This is a genomic window from Paraglaciecola hydrolytica (assembly GCF_001565895.1).
In the GTDB taxonomy this organism is placed as follows: Bacteria; Pseudomonadota; Gammaproteobacteria; order Enterobacterales; family Alteromonadaceae; genus Paraglaciecola; species Paraglaciecola hydrolytica.
This window is the reverse complement of record NZ_LSNE01000003.1, coordinates 1,167,032-1,182,936: the sequence shown is the minus strand read 5'-3', so window position 1 is coordinate 1,182,936 and position 15,905 is coordinate 1,167,032. Positions and strand designations below refer to the sequence as shown.

At 43.3% G+C, this 15,905-nt stretch carries 10 protein-coding genes; 7 read left to right on the top strand and 3 right to left on the bottom strand.

Annotation, left to right across the window (positions count from 1 at the left end):
- The coding region (locus tag AX660_RS07645; protein WP_157884314.1) for a TonB-dependent receptor plug domain-containing protein at window positions 1-1,629 on the bottom strand (1,629 nt) is incomplete at its 3' end.
- A 262-nt stretch (window positions 1,630-1,891) separates the two neighbouring features.
- Window positions 1,892-3,085 (bottom strand): methyltransferase, encoded by a 1,194-nt coding sequence (locus tag AX660_RS07640; protein ID WP_068375355.1) that lies wholly within the window; start codon window positions 3,083-3,085, stop codon window positions 1,892-1,894.
- 129 nt (window positions 3,086-3,214) lie between these two features.
- On the opposite strand from AX660_RS07640, the gene AX660_RS07635 reads away from it, so the two are divergent.
- The 7 genes from AX660_RS07635 (at window position 3,215) to AX660_RS07605 (ending at window position 13,892) form a co-directional block, all read left to right on the top strand.
- On the top strand, window positions 3,215-3,838 hold the full coding sequence (locus AX660_RS07635; RefSeq protein ID WP_068374798.1) for a sulfotransferase family protein: 624 nt from the start codon (window positions 3,215-3,217) through the stop codon (window positions 3,836-3,838).
- A gap of 110 nt (window positions 3,839-3,948) precedes the next feature.
- The gene (locus AX660_RS07630) at window positions 3,949-4,503 is read left to right on the top strand and encodes a YaeQ family protein (RefSeq protein WP_068374796.1); all 555 of its coding nucleotides are present in this window, start codon (window positions 3,949-3,951) and stop codon (window positions 4,501-4,503) included.
- Window positions 4,504-4,616: 113 nt separating this feature from the next.
- Entirely contained in the window at window positions 4,617-5,777 is a 1,161-nt protein-coding gene (locus AX660_RS07625) for a 1-acyl-sn-glycerol-3-phosphate acyltransferase (RefSeq protein ID WP_068374789.1), read from the top strand.
- Window positions 5,778-5,893: 116 nt separating this feature from the next.
- A complete protein-coding gene (locus tag AX660_RS07620; RefSeq protein ID WP_068374788.1) occupies window positions 5,894-7,231 on the top strand; it encodes a porin family protein in 1,338 nt (445 codons plus the stop codon).
- Window positions 7,204-8,406, top strand: a complete 1,203-nt coding sequence (locus AX660_RS07615) for a FecR family protein (protein WP_068374785.1) — start codon at window positions 7,204-7,206, stop codon at window positions 8,404-8,406. The genes AX660_RS07620 and AX660_RS07615 overlap by 28 nt, the downstream gene beginning before the upstream one ends.
- A 14-nt stretch (window positions 8,407-8,420) precedes the next feature.
- Window positions 8,421-11,606, top strand: a complete 3,186-nt coding sequence (locus AX660_RS07610) for an Ig-like domain-containing protein (RefSeq protein ID WP_162266407.1) — start codon at window positions 8,421-8,423, stop codon at window positions 11,604-11,606.
- 60 nt (window positions 11,607-11,666) lie between these two features.
- Entirely contained in the window at window positions 11,667-13,892 is a 2,226-nt protein-coding gene (locus AX660_RS07605) for a CHASE2 domain-containing protein (RefSeq protein ID WP_082768776.1), read from the top strand.
- A 184-nt stretch (window positions 13,893-14,076) separates the two neighbouring features.
- Here AX660_RS07605 and AX660_RS07600 read toward each other — a convergent pair whose 3' ends face one another.
- The gene (locus tag AX660_RS07600; RefSeq protein ID WP_068374779.1) at window positions 14,077-15,681 is read right to left on the bottom strand and encodes an HD family phosphohydrolase; all 1,605 of its coding nucleotides are present in this window, start codon (window positions 15,679-15,681) and stop codon (window positions 14,077-14,079) included.
- Between the last annotated feature and the right edge of the window lie 224 nt (window positions 15,682-15,905).

The window sequence follows — 15,905 nt, the reverse complement described above, 5'->3', positions numbered from 1 at the left end:
GAAATAAGCTTCTACATCAACGTAAGCGGCAACACTGCGGCGGGTGTTGGTGCCAGCACTTTCTGGACCAAAGCCTTTAAATCCGTGCGAGCCGATATTAAATCCTTGGTCAGCATAAGCGCCAGCTTTCCATGAGGCTTCGTCACCGGCAACAATTTCAAAGGACTCTTCTCGCCATTCTAAACCACCGGCAATCGTCAGAGGCTCAGCTAAACCTGCGTTGACAGATTTTACCAAATCCAAGTTAAACATTTTTTCTAACTGGATATATTTACCTGTCTCAAATTCGGTAGGGGTGGCTAAACCTAAAGATGGGTTAAGTGTATTTTTTAAATTGAAAGACGACTCACTACGACCCACAGTACCACTAATGTCGTACATTACATCGGCAAGGAAGCCTGTTTTGATTTCGCCTTTTGTGCCTATGGCCAATGAGGTATCGGTAATATTACCGCCAAAAGCTGGGGTATACCCACCTGGGAAAATCTGGTTCATGGCAAAACAGTTAGGATCAGCGACCATTGCAAGATAGTCGTCAGTCACTAATACATTGGGTACATTGGTGCGGACGACGCCACAGGTGCGCGCTGCGCCTTGTGACTGTGCGACATCACCCACTAATAGCGTTGGTGTTAATACAACATTTCCTTCGCCGTCTCGTACGCCATCATCAACGCCTGGGCCAAGGTAAACTGAACCACGGTTGTGTGGGTTACGATAATAAAATCCACCTGTCACATCACGTTCTGAATAGTTGCCAAACATATAAAACTCTTTGTCATCTCCTAAATCTAAGCCCACATTACCAAACAGCGTAATGTCGTCTTTGATTTCAGGGTTACCCCAAGTTTGCGCAGGATCACCAACTGCGGTATTGCCTGCAGCAATTAGCGCCGCCGCATCGGGACGTTGCACACTGCGGCTGGTGGCGTCGGCGTTTTTAAGTTGAAAACTTAGGTTAGCAAAACCATCTTTGGTAAATGGCAGGCCAAGGTTACCGGCATACGTGGTGGTGCCACCATCACCTTCATAATATTCGCCGTGTTTCACTTCAAACGAGCCACCTTCAGCGGCATCTTTCAAAACGAAGTTCATTACACCAGCGATAGCATCAGAACCATATTGCGCTGCGGCTCCATCGCGTAATACTTCTACTTGTTTGATCGCGATGCTGGGAATAACTGAAATATCTGGTCCTTGCGCACCATCATTTACACCGCCACCCTGAAACGCAATAACAGATGCGCGATGACGACGTTTACCATTGACTAATATGAGGGTGCTGTCAGAGGGTAAACCACGCAAGTTGACTGGGCGAATTAAGGTTGCCGCATCTGAAATAGGTTGTAAACGTGCGCTAAAAGACGGAATAGCACCAATCAACAAATCTAACATATCGGCAGAACCCGCTTTGTTAAGTTCTTCGCCACCGATAATATCTACAGGAACGGGGGAGTCTTGCACCGAGCGCGGGGCACCACGTGAACCAACTACAGCAATTTTTTCGACATTGGCGTCTTCTTTTGTTTGTTGTGCATTTACTGAACCTACGACTGTGGCACTAAGTGCGGCAGAAGTGGCAATAACAAAACGAATGTTTTTCGCCAGTTTGGATAGTTGAGTATTCATAGTTTCTTCCAGTTTTATTATGTTTTTATTTAGCCTACTACCTGCCAATCGCGACTTCTAATGCTGGCTTGACTAGCAGATAAATAAGCTAATTTTGTGTTTTACCCTGTGCTAAATTAGATCTAGCAATTACTAGGTATACTAGGCTAACTATCTGAAAACAATGGAATTTGTTTAAATAAAAAATAAAAATATTTTGATAGAGGATTTGTCTTTTTGACTTGTCTTTATAAGGTTATACAATGTTTTTTTTAAGGTCTTTTTAAGGTAAATATGCTTGGATCAATATATTACGTGGAGTAACGTGGCTGGGGCAAAAAGTGCCAAGCTGCACGCTATACCCCTGCTCTTGTAACAACAAAGCTCGATCGAGTGCCAACCACACTTCGAGTGGGCGGCGGAACAAAAAGCGCACTAAGTCCAGAGCTGATACTTGTTTAAAACGTTGTTCGCCAAGTTGCTGGTAATGCTGCCAGTTGATATCTAGGGGCAGGGTGATATTTTTTAAGTCTGCGCAATGAAAACAAAAATCCTTAAAATCGGCACGTGCCCATTTAGCTGGCAATGAAGGTAAGTCTAAAAATTGTTGATTGCCTGTTATGTCGCGCTGCAAACAATCAAAACCTAAACGCATTATTTGTAGGTGTTTACGCTGACGCTGCACGTTGGCGCCCGCTGTTACGGTTTCCATTACTGCGGTGTGTAATTCTGTTTTATTGAGGGCTAAGTTCAGTTTTTCACCTTGGTGAGAGAGTGGTTGGTAAAGCTCGTCTTGGCGTTTATGGTAGCAACAGGGCGCAAGGTGCAGTTGTTGTACTTTTTGTGCGACACAGAGTTTTAATAACCTTTCATGTAACTCACCACAAGCATGTAATGCAACAACTTGTTGTAGTGGCTGAATATGGGTAAGTACATCTGCACTTAGCACATCTACCTGATGGGAATGTAAGTTGCTGTCTGAGTGTTTAGCCCGACTATTCGCTTGTTGCACCAAGTCTGCATCCCACTCCAATGCATTCACTTTGTTTTGCTGTAAGTGCTGTAGATAAAACCCCAAATACGACTTGCCTGCACACCACTCCAATATGGGTAAGGGGCTGTCCGTGCAGCATGCCGCAAAAGCTTGGATTTGTTGCCACTTACGGCCAGGCATGCCCGCATAAAAACGTGGATTGACCGTTGCAAGGGGGTTGTGCACCAGCACAGGCAAGTTGCTTAACGTTGCCAATTTAGTGGCCCCAGAGATTTCATTTTCAAAAAAGGTTAGAAGGGTGCTTGCATCACTCGCAAGTTTCTCTGTTTGTGCGAGGGATAGAGCCAATAAACGAGTCACTAAGGTCGGATGTTGTGCCATCCATGGTAGCTCGGCATGATGAAAAGCAACGGAGCGCCAATAAGTTTGAGTCTGCAACAACAAAGTTGTCAGTGCATTAAAATGTTCACGAAGATTGTTCATAATAAGCGACTCGTAATAAAAGCAGTTGATTAAATAATGGCACTGGAAATCCCATGCTATCTTTAATGGACTCCAAGTGTTGGCACGCATAATAAACCTAGCAATCAAATTTAACGAGGAAGGATAACCATGACGATGAAAGTAATTGGCGCAGGGGTGGGGCGAACAGGTACCTATTCACTCATGCTCGCTATAAACCAACTTGGCTTCGGGCCTTGTTTTCATATGGAAGAAGTACTACATGCTATGCCAAAACAAGTGCCTTTATGGACAGCGGCTTTAACGGGGAATGCTGATTGGCAGGCGATTTACAGCGGTTATAACAGTGCCGTTGATTGGCCAACAGCCGGTTTTTTTAAAGAATTAATCAGTGTTTATCCGATGGCTAAATTTATTTTAACCGAGCGCAGTGCAGAGAGCTGGGCTGACAGTTTTGCCCCCACCATTTATCAGCTTTTGGCTGAGAAAGACAGCGCACCAATCGAAATGAAAGACTGGTTGGCTATGTCCATGGAAGTTATCCATAAAAGCGGAATACCGCTGGGACTTAATCGTCAGGAATTGATGAAAGCTTATACGGCGCATAATGATGCGGTTAAAAATACTATACCCGCCGATCAGTTACTGGTTTTTGATGTTAAGCAGGGCTGGCAGCCTTTGTGTGAATTTCTTGGGGTGCCAGTACCCAACGAGCCTTTTCCGCGTAGCAATGACCGGGGCGAATTTTGGGATCGAGTGACAGGTAAAATCTAAATTAATTTAGCAAGACAAGGAGGGTCTTTGCTGTATTATCTTGGCTGTTTTGAGGCTTGGCTTGTACTTTAAGGCTTAGCTTTAGTGTCAATTTCATGCTGAGAGTATCAATGGCTTTAAAACCCACTATTTACAAATTTAAAATCGCCCTAAGCGATTTGAACCATGATCATTATACCGCGCTAAATTTAACCGTTGCCCAACATCCTTCTGAAACCTTAGAACGTATGATGGCGAGGGTAGTGGCCTTTTGTCTGCATGCCCATAGTGATACCGAGCAAGTGATGAGTTTTACCAAAGGTTTAAGTTCGGTGGACGAGCCTGATATTTGGTTGCGCAGTTTAGATGACCAATTGCAATTGTGGATAGACGTGGGCGAACCCGCTTTTGATCGTATGAAAAAGGCCTGTCGCCTGGCTAAACACACGGCGGTATATAGTTTTAATGCAAAATCCAATGTGTGGTGGAAACAAAGCATGGCTCAGTTGCAAACCCTACCTATTGACGTCATACAATTTAACTATGCCGAAGTGCAAAGCTTAGCTGCCGTAGTTGAGCGCACAATGGATTGGGCCATTACCTTGAGCGGTGAGTCGATCTTTGTGGCCACGGCAAACTCTCAGCTCGAACTAAATTGGCAAGTATTACAAAGCGCTCAACAATAAGTGGATTTTTTGTGACTGCTCTGATTAGTGCAAATAACAGGTAAAGCATTTGCTGATTTGTTGAAATATCGGCAAAATGCCCCGCTATTTTCTATATAGGTTGTGTGAGTAAGATGATCTCCAAGTTTGATGCAATCAGGCCATATGATGATACTGATCTGCCTCGTATATTAACTAAGCTTTTTAATAATAAAGAGTTTATCCGCACTATTGTGGCCTTTAAGTTTTCTGCTTGGCCTAAATTTACATGGCCATTATTAGGTTTTATTACTCGTCATTATATTATTAGTCAGATATCCGGCATTAAGAATTTAACTGGTTTTCGACGTTTAGTTGAGCCCTACGTGCAGCGTATGATCGATACCACAACTCAAGCTTTTACCGTGAGTGGTTTAGATAAATTGGATCTCAGTCAGGCCTGTTTATTTGTGAGTAATCATAGGGATATCGCCTTAGATCCCGCACTGGTTAATTGGGTATTACATATTAACCAACAAGATACCGTTAGGATTGCGGTGGGTGATAACTTACTTAAAAAAGAGTGGGTGGCTGATTTAATTCGTTTAAATAAGTGTTTTATTGTTAAACGCTCGGCACCTGACAGACGTGAAAAACTCGCCGCGGCTAAACTGCTAAGTGAATATATTTTTCATACTTTACAAACTGATAAACAGCATATCTGGATTGCCCAGCGTGAAGGGCGGGCAAAAGACGGTAATGACATTACCAACCCAGCGATTATTTCGATGTTGACTATTAATAAGCCCAAAGAAATTGAGTTTGCTGATTATGTAAGGCAATTACGTATTGTGCCTGTGTCGATATCCTATGAGTTTGATCCCTGTGATATCAGTAAAGCTAAGGAGTTACATCAGGTAGATTTATTGGGAGCTTACGACAAACCCGACAATGAGGATATGCGTAGTATTGTTAATGGCATTACCGGCAAAAAAGGCCGAGTACATGTGCATTTTGGTCAGGTCGCCAATGAATCCTTCGACAGCGCTAAACAAGTCGCTGAATATTTAGACAAAGAGATTTTGGCCGGTTATCAAACATTTTCAAGTGGTAAAGCAGCGCTACAATTACTTGAGCAATTAACAGATAAAAACCAAAACACAAGCCCTACAAATTCGACAATGGAAATGAAAGCCGCAATAGCGTATCTACAAAGTCGCATGGTGCAACTGAATGAAGCCGAACAAAAGAAATTGCTGACGATGTATGCCAATGCCTATATCAAACAACGCGATCGCACACAGCAAAACGGGTAGTCATTGTTAACCATTTGGGGTTTTGTATAAAAAAGCCAAATACAAGCAATAATAAATATAGCGGTACGTAAAAATCCTTATATACTCAAGGCATTGCGTATTTTTGGGTTGAAAACATGGAACGCCAACCAAGCTCTCACCACTACCGTTTATGCTTAACTTCATGCTGTTTATTCGCTGTAGGTTTGTTACTTACAGCTAAGTCTTTTGCCTCTTCGGACATTCCACAACAAATCATTGAATTATTAAATAAGCAGCAGATTTCTGAGGCTTATGTATTAGCTGAGGCTAAGCAAAATGAACTAGAAGGCGAAGCAGATTTTGATCTCGCTTTTGGTTTAGCCGCTAAAGCAACAGATAATTGTAATCTTGCGGTCTATGCTTTAGAGCGGGTGGTGCAGGTTCAGCCACAAACAGTTTCTGCCAGATTTGCGCTGGCCACTTGTTATTATGAACTGGGTAATTTAGCCGCCGCAGAGGTGGAATTTAACCATCTTGCTTTGCAAAAAATGTCGCCTGAAATGCAAAACGTAGTTGAACAAAACATAAGGGCCATCGAACGTCGTCAAAGTAACGATAACTCAGGTTGGCACAATACTTTGCAACTTGGCTTGGGGCAGGATTCGAACCCTAATAACGGCATAGAAAACGAATTTATTACCGTGCCTTTACTCGGGCAAGTTAAATTGTTTGAGCAAAGTCAGGCAATCAGTAGTAGTTTTTATGATCTCAATGCGCAGTTTAGTTATGTGGCCCCGCTTACTCAAACATCCCGTTGGTATACCTCACTTGGCGCCAGTTACACCGGCTATTCCGAAGAGTTGGCTCAGTCCAAATCAAACTTTAACGCCATTGTCGGTTATACCGGCAAATTGGCCGGTAAAGATGTGGGTACTCGTGTGTTTTATCGCCCTTTATGGCTCGATGGTGAAAGTTTTTTAGATTATTACGGTTTAATTATTGAGGCTGGACAAGCTGTTTTTAGTCAATCATCCATTGGTGGCGAGCTAACCCTTGGTCGTTTGGATTATGCAGATTTTACTGAATTAAGCCGCGATCAGCTGTGGTTTAACCTGTGGTTTGAAACGCCAACTTTTGCTGGCTTAAGTCGTTTTAGCCTTAAACTAGGTGATGAACAAAGTCAGGAAAGCCAGATGGACTTTAATTCGCGGCAGTTATTGGGGGCAGGTTATAGTTTTACCCAGCAACTCTCCTCTCGTTGGTACTATAAACTGAGCGCCGATTACCTCAAAGCTGAATACGCGGAAGATCATCCGCTGTTTGCACAAACTCGTGAAGACAAATTTATGCAACTGGTTGTGGACTTACATTATCAGTGGCGCGCCGATTGGCTGTTAACGGCACAAATGAGTGTGGTGGATAACCGCAGCAACTTGGCTTTATATGATTACAACAGGAGCAATTTATGGATTGGCGCTCGTTATCAGTTTTAATGCAGTCTGCATTTGGTTTTAGTTCATTACTAACTTGGGCTAGCCTAGGCTTGTTGGTCAGTTTTGGTGCTTTGGGGCAAACGCAGTCAACCACCGCTGGCAAGGCGATTATGGCGCAAGGTGAGGTAGTGGCGCTGACAGATCAACAAAAGCGTGCTTTGGCCAGACGTTCAGCCGTTTATAACACCGATTTGGTCACCACTGGACAACAAAGTGCTACCCAGTTACGTATGATCGATGGCGGACTGCTGTCGATGCAGGCCTCAAGCGAACTGTCGATTGTTAGTTATGAGTTTGATGCACAAACTGAACAAGGCACGATCAGTATGTCTTTGTTAAAAGGTGGATTAAAAACCGTGACTGGTGCCTTGCAGCAAACACCGGATAATTACAAGTTAGTCACTCCAGTGGCCAGTATCGGTGTACGTGGTACCCATTATGAAGCTGAGTTAATAGAAGGTGATTTATATTTAGCTGGTTGGAAAGGCATTATCGATATTAAAGTAACGGCAGGTACCTTAGGTCAGAGTTTTTCTTTAGGACCACTGTTACCTCACAAGTTTGCCATCGTCAGAGCAGATGGCTCGGTTGAATTTTTATTACAAACTCCCTTGGCATTTTCCAGTGGTTATAGTCGTGATCTATACGAGCAAGTACCTATTGAATTAGCTGACGCGGGTTTTGCGGCTGCATTGCCTGCATTTTCAAGCAAACAAGCTGATGACAGCATTTATCTGAGCAAACTTAATAGTCAAAGATATATCGATAATGATCGACTCGCCGCAACGTGGTTACCCGCTGATGTGAGTCGTCAAGGGTTGGCGGTGTTTGATCAACTTGACCAACACTCTGTTAGTAGCAGTTTGGGGGAGATTAATGATTTTAATATATCTATGTCGATCAATTTTGATAGCGCACGAGTGCCCACAGGTAATTTGTCTTTTACGGATGCGGGGGGGGAATGGTTTGCCGCCTTTGACGGTATCGTTCGAGACAGTGTTTTAGATTTGTCAGTTAACTTTGCGTCCCACGGTAACAATCTCGCCAGTGGTTCAATTGAAGCGTTGTTAATTGATCAAGCTCAAGGCGTGCTGGGTAATATTGCATTATATGACAGCAGCGCGAGCAATACTGAAGCGTCCGGTTCTTTTGTTTTACGCCAGCTTAAACCTTAAGGAGAATGATGAACATGCTGCTACATAAGATAGTACCTTGTATCTTTGCCTTAAGTTTATTGGCCTGTGGGGGGAGTAGTGAGTCGCCCGCAGAAATTAGTAATGCTCGTTTAGCTAAATCAACCAGTGATAGCGTGGGTGGTTTTTTAGCGCCTATTAATAATGAAGTGGTTGCAGGTAATTTATTACTGGATATAAAAGTCAGTGATTTGGACGGCTTAAAGTCCGTAGCAATCAGCTTTAATGCGGGATCATCTCGCCATGTATTGTGTAGTTCAAATACGAGTTGCTCAGGCAATGAACACTCGGCCATGTATAGCGGTATTTACCCTGGCGCTTATGTGGCCAACGCTGGGCCATTAGTATTGGGATTGTGGGTAACAGACCAAACCGATACTCAACAGCAAGTTGCGAGTTTGACAGTTGATTGGCAGCCCCAGCAGTTAAGTGGTTTGCAATATACCCGCAGTGCGGATGGCAGCACTATTGATTTGAGTTGGAATGCAAATTCCCAATTGCTGCGTTACAACTTATACCTTGCAGGGCAAAGTGGAGTAGGGCAACACAATTATTTGCAACTGTCTGAAGGTCAAGCGCGATTAGCCTTAAGTGGTACCTCGGTTTCATTCACTAATCTTAATGCTGCACATACTTATTATGTAGTGTTGGTCGGAGTGGATGGCAGTGGCGAGAGTGCTTTTAGCCAAGGATTGGTGATTGCACCCAACAGTACTATACCCAATAACCCACCTCAAGCGGTTGATGATGCAGAGACAATGTTGGAAGACGACAGCGCCAGCTTTGCTCCTTTAGATAATGATAGTGATCCTGAAGGCGATAACATTTCATTGGTCTCGGCTTTAGCGAGTTCAGGTCAGGCGAGCCTCAATGGTGTAAATATTGATTATATACCGCTAGCTAATTTTAACGGTCAGGTGGTAATTGATTATGTCATTCGCGACACCTTAGGTTTAACCGATAGTGCCCAGATAATTGTGCAGGTCACGCCTGTTAACGATGATCCGGTGGTCAGTGATGATTCCGCTGCTACGTTACTTGATACCCCAGTTAATATTGATGTGCTGAGTAATGATCAGGATCCCGACGGTGATAGTTTGTCAGTGTCGCAGGCCAGTGCGCAAAATGGCACAGTGGTGATAGAAAATGACAATAGTCTGACCTACACCCCTGACACTGGTTATGTGGGGCAAGATACCGTGGAGTATGAGGTCTCAGATGGTAACGGGGGCACTGCCACGGGCAATGTATCAATCGTTATATCCATTAATAACCTGCCACCTGTTGCTAATGATGACAGTTTTCCGATATATCAAAATACCGGCCTGGATATCAAAAAAAGCAGCGGTTTGTTAGTCAATGACGAAGATCCTAATGGGGATGTTATTACGGTTAATACTCAGCCAGTGAGTGGACCTAATACGGGTACTCTTACCCTTGGTACTGACGGCAGTTTTACTTATTTCCCGCCTAGTGGTTATGTAGGTTTAGTGACCTTTAGTTATGAAATATCCGACCCTGCTGGCGAAACTGACACTGCAACAGTAAGTATTGATGTGCAGGCCGTGCCAAACGATTTGACCGGTGACTCTCTCAACATCAAAGGTGAGTTTTTGTATATAGGTGTAGGTGAAACCACCCCTGGTAACGGCATAGGCTCTGGTTTGTATCGCATTGGTGATTGTTTGCAAGTTATCGATACGGTGTGCTCGATGGAAGGTGAATATGTCGAGAGTGCTGGCAGCGGCAATCAACCCGGTCAAGGTGGTACTTATGCCTTTATTATGAGTTATGGCGGTGTGGGTAATTCACCTGTAGTTGCTCGCTCTGTTTCAGCAGGAAGTAACCAAATAACGTTTGCCAGCGTAGGTGACGCCTTGTTTGAATTGAGTTTATTTCCTGCTAGCGGTGGTGTGATTAAATCTTCTTATCCTGTGCCTGGTTTTTCTACCTTACGTAATTTTGGTGCTTATGTGACCAACCAACAGGTATGTCAGGGCTTACCTAATAACCAACAGTGCAGTATTGGCAATGTAGGCTTAACCGCTAATTCCAGTGATACAGGGCCACTGGATAGATTAGATTTCATCGTATCAGGTTACGCGACTATTGATTTTTCAGATGAACCTGTCGCCTTAGACGATCAGTTTCAAGCGACTAGTGATCAGGCTTTAGCTGTGGGTGTCCCAGGAGTGTTAGCCAATGATAATGATCCTGATATGCCACTTGTGGGTGATAGTTTGGCGATCAGAAATCAAATTGTTACCACCTTTAGTCAACCTATTGCCATAGCGGTGGATGAGTATCGCCAACACCTATATGTCTATTCGGGGTTTGGTTCCGCCATTTCGGTATTAGACAGAGCGGGGCAGGTACTTACCACTTTGGACTGGCAAGGTGAGGGCGCCAATGATGCCGATATGGATATTGCACCAGAAGCGCTCAGTCTGGCTAATACCCCGGTGCCTCAGGGAAGCTTATTGATTATCAATGGTGAAACTGCTGAAACTGAAATCTATGCGGTGGATCCTAAAACTAATACTGTAATAGCTCAGCTTAATACGGCATTTGGCAATAGCCATGTAGTTGGCGGCGCTTATAACCCCATTACTCGCACGTTTTTCTTGTTACAAGACAATGTGCCTGGCCAGGGCATGGGTAATTTGGTGGCTGAAATTGATCCTCACAGTGGAGCAGTAATATCGAGCTTTTTGTTAAACGCCAGTGGCTCCCAGTTTAATGTCAGTTATGGTGATTTAGATATTAATAGCCAGACAGGTAACCTATATCTAGTGAGCAGTATTGATAACAACATTATCGAGTATACCCCAGAGGGTAAGGTCGTTAGACGTTTAGCTCTACCTCAAGGTATCTCCGGTGTCAGTGGATTAGCACTCAATGCTAACTCTGATCGTTTATGGTTGGTTAAAAATACCTCTTCATCACCCATTTATGAGCTGGAATTTAGTAATAAAGGAAAATTACCTAACTTAGTAGCCACAGTTGTAAGCTCTGTTCAACACGGCACACTTAGCTTAAATCTGGATGGTAGTTTTGTTTATACACCAACGAGTGGTTTTGTTGGTGAAGATAGTTTTGTTTATCAGTTGAGTGACCATAGTGGCAAAGTTGGCCAAGCCACCGTTACTTTGACGGTAGAAGTTTTAGGGCAAGGTAACTAAGCTTTGTTGATCCCCTTTAAGGCTATAAGTTGGCTTTCAATACTGATAAGGGGGGCTTAATTGCCCTCCCATTTGTTGGTTAAAAAACTAAAACGCAGCTTGAGATACTTTGTTCCCACGCTGATGTTGGTGGCAGTCTTGCTTTTTCAGTTGTTGGAAGTCTCATTTTTTCAACTCCCTCGTGAGCGCATAGACGGTTTGATTTATGATCTAAAAGTCAAACGACTGCCTCCTTGGCCCGCCAGTGTTACTAATATCCAAATTGTTGATATTGATGAATTCAGCCTAGCTAATATTGGTCGTATGCCATGGTCACGGGAGATTTTTGCTGAACTAACACAAAAACTCACTGCGCTGGGTGCCATAGTGATCAGTTATGACGTGTTGTTTGCTGAGCCACAAATTAACCCAGCAGTTGCGGTGTTAGCCAGTTTAGAGCAAGAACTGGCACAGCATCAACGCGAAATGCTATTGCAGCAGTTTGACTATGATCAACAGTTTGTTACCGCCCTTGCCAATACTGAAGCTGTGCTTTCGGTTTTATTACATCAAGATAAAGACAGTAAAACCCTGCAAGCGTTACGGGTCGGTGTATTATCTGCTGATGGCGTGGCACAAACCCAAATAGAGGCTATCACTGGTGTTCCACAATATTCTGGTTACGCGGGTTTATTACCATCATTGGCGGAGGTAGTTGCAGGTCAGGGCTATATGAACTCGTTTGAAGACGCCGATGGTTTTGTCAGAAGAGTGGCGCTAATTGCTGAACTTGATGGCCAGCTCTATCCGTCTTTGGCGCTGGAAGCATTCAGGGTTTATAGCCTAATTGAACAGGTGATCCCTACTTGGCAAAATCTATCTAAGCAAGCCTATTTACAGGGTCTGCGTATCGGCAATACTTGGGTTGCGACGGATAATCAGGCGAAGATTTTTGTACCGTTTCGAGGGCAAGCTCGCACTTATCCTTATACCTCTGCTGCCGCAATATTAAATGATGAAATTCAAGATCAACGTTTTGATCAGGCGGTCGTTTTTGTGGGTACTTCTGCCACCGGCTTAGCGGATTTACGGGCCACACCAGTGGCTTTGGGTTTTCCTGGGGTGGAAATACACGCCACAGTATTTGATGCCTTAATTGCACCACAATTTATCCCTCATCAACCAGATTGGTGGGCAGAGGTAATGTTGCTGCAATTATTAGTTATCGGCATCTTATGTTTATGTTTGTTGGGTGAACGTAGCCCCTTGGTTACCAGTGTTTTTGCCTTATTACTGCTAGTCGTGGTGATTGGTGTGAATCTGTTGTTGTGGTATCAATTTTTTATCTATTTGCCCTTATTCAGTGTTTTATTACTGACCTTGTTATTGGCTGTCTTTTATATAAGCAGTGGATTTTTTCTGGAAAATAAAAAACGCCGTCAGGTAAAAGCGGTATTTGATCAGTACGTTCCTCCTGCCCATATTGACCGTATTTTGCAAAACCCTGAGTCAGTGACCTTGGCTGGTGAGAAAAAAGAGCTATCGGTATTGTTTAGCGATATCCGTGGTTTTACGTCAATTTCTGAAACCATGACAGCCGGTGAGCTCAAACTGTGGCTTAACCAGTTTTTTTCACCTATTACCCGCTGCATATTGGAAGGTGATGGCACTATCGATAAATATGTTGGTGATATGGTAATGGCATTTTGGGGGGCTCCTTTAGATGAGCCGCAACATGCCAATAAAGCGGTGGCGGCGGCTTTTAGTATGTTGCAAGAACTGGAAACCTTAAACCTGACTTTTGTGGCACAAAACAAACCGCTTGCTCATATTGGCATTGGTATTAATACCGGTGAAATGAACGTGGGTGATATGGGCTCAGACTTTCGCCGTAGTTATACCGTGATTGGTGATGCGGTTAATTTGGGCTCACGTTTAGAGGGCTTAACCAAGTTTTATGGGGTAGATATTTTAGTTGGTGAATTTACCCGCGCACAAGCGCAGGACTTTAGTTATTTGTTAATTGATAAAGTTAAAGTAAAAGGAAAAGACGCGCCTGTGACTATCTACTCACCTTTAGCCGTGCATTTAAGTCAAACGCAACAAAAGGCTTGTAACGATTTTAATCACATATTGGAATGTTATTTTTCACGGCAGTTTACCCAGGCCCAGGCTGAGTTATCAACGTTAAGTCCTGACTTTAGCAATAGGCATTTGATTGCATTGTACGAGCAACGCATTCAGCACTTTTTGCAAGAGCCACCCCCTGATGATTGGGATGGTAGTTTTACCCACACCAGCAAATAAATCCTTATACCATTCCTTGAAACTGCACGTTTGTTGGCTGCACTCTCTCACCATGAGTTGTAAATTGAGTAGCACTTAGTACGGCTAAGCTCATAGGGCTGAGTTCCTTTTCCGCCGCGGTGCCGGTAAATATAAAACGGATTTAATTCCCACTGAAAAATTTATTTAAAGGAATTGGTATTACTTAGCTGAGCGAAAATCCCGGTATTTTACTTAGATCAATCTCGTCGAGTTGCTCGGGTTTAAGAAATTTAAGTGCGTACTCTTGATAGACTTTTTCTTTAATAAATACATCAAACAAGTCAGGGTCAATGTGGCTATCTTTTTTCATAAATCCCATGATACGTAAACATTCACTGATCTTTTTAGCATCTTTGTAGGGGCGATCGGCGGCTGTTAATGCTTCAAAAATGTCAGCGATAGCCATGATACGGGCTGGGATCGACATCTCATCACGCTTTAAGCGTTTAGGGTAACCTGTGCCATCCATTTTTTCATGATGGCCGCCAGCAAACTCTGGCACTCGTTTAAGGTGTTTGGGGAAAGGCAGGGTATCCAGCATTTCTACAGTAATATCCATATGTCGGTTGATAATGGTTCTTTCTTCCGGATTTAAGGTGCCACGAGCGGTGCGTAAGTTATAGATTTCATTGTCGCTGAGCAGCGCCGTTGGCTTGCCATTAATGTTGACGGACTGTGATTGGCCTATGGTAACTAAATAGGCTTGATCTTCGGGTTTCATAAACTCGCCACCGGTATTGGCAGTGACTACAAAATTCAGATCACTTGTTAGACGAGATAGTTGTGTATCCCGTTCGAGTTTTAAAGCGGCTTTAGTTACTGCATCGTTAGTGTTGGCAAGTTGTTGTAAATAATGTATTTCAACTTCACGTTTGGCCAATTCAAAACGGGTTTCAACCAGTGCTATTCGATCAAAAACGGTTTCAAGTTTTTTAGACTTATCCATGACGTATTCAGGTGTGGCAACTTTGCCACAATCGTGGATCCAGCCCGCCAGATTAAGTTCATGACGATCGGCATCTGTCATCGTAAATGCCGCCATCGGGCCTTCAGTATGGCGATGCACGGCTTCTGCTATCATCATGGTTAATTCGGGAACACGGCGGCAATGACCACCAGTATAAGGAGATTTTTCATCGATGGCTTTGGCTATCAGGCGGGTAAATGCCTGAAATAATTCTTCCATGTTATCGATTAACTGGCGGTTGGTTAAAGCAACAGAAGCCAAAGACGCGAGCGCCTCGACTGTGCGAGATAATTCGGTACTAAAAGCGATAACCGTATCGCTATTTTCCTTACGCGCATTAACTAATTGCAATACACCACTCAGGTCCCCTTCATGATTTTTCATCGGGATCGTTAAAATCGATTTGGTGTGATAATTGTATTGTTGATCTATGGCTTTCGAACGTTGGCTGTGTAATTGACTGGCCTGTTCCATATCATCTAAATTAATTACTTCACCAGTTGCCGCTGCCTGCGCCACAATTGCGCTTTTATTAACTTCACCATCGATGTAAATAGGAATCGAATTTAAACTGGCGATACTGTTAGACGAGCCACCAATATGCAGTTTTAATGAGTCATTAAATAAGGTATCAAATACCAGTTCGTTTTTGTCATTGACTGAATAGATAGTTCCACCATCTGCGTTGGCTAACTTTTTTGCAGACAGTAAGATGGACTCAAGCAGTCGACTGGTGTTTTTTTCTGTTGATAAAGCGACACTAACATTAAGAAATTCATTAAGAATATGGCTGACGTGCACAATCTACTCCCGACAATGAAAAGTTCAGCTCATTTATCGCTTTTTCCTCAGGTTAATTCAATAACTATCCTTGTTTATTAAGAATTAATCTTAGTCAAAAACATAAACGGCTCCTATCTTAAGTACGCTAATTTATAGTCTAGCTGCTCGATTTGATAAAATTCTGCCAAATGTAATTATTTGTTCTAACCTTCAGTTGTGGCATAAAAAACAAGTGAAGTACT

Coding starts and splice junctions, on each gene's coding strand:
- AX660_RS07630 (WP_068374796.1), top strand. CDS start 3,949: ATGGCTTTAAAACCCACTATTTACAAATTTAAAATCGCCCTAAGCGAT.
- AX660_RS07625 (WP_068374789.1), top strand. CDS start 4,617: ATGATCTCCAAGTTTGATGCAATCAGGCCATATGATGATACTGATCTG.
- AX660_RS07620 (WP_068374788.1), top strand. CDS start 5,894: ATGGAACGCCAACCAAGCTCTCACCACTACCGTTTATGCTTAACTTCA.
- AX660_RS07610 (WP_162266407.1), top strand. CDS start 8,421: ATGCTGCTACATAAGATAGTACCTTGTATCTTTGCCTTAAGTTTATTG.
- AX660_RS07615 (WP_068374785.1), top strand. CDS start 7,204: ATGGATTGGCGCTCGTTATCAGTTTTAATGCAGTCTGCATTTGGTTTT.
- AX660_RS07640 (WP_068375355.1), bottom strand. CDS start 3,085: ATGAACAATCTTCGTGAACATTTTAATGCACTGACAACTTTGTTGTTG.
- AX660_RS07635 (WP_068374798.1), top strand. CDS start 3,215: ATGACGATGAAAGTAATTGGCGCAGGGGTGGGGCGAACAGGTACCTAT.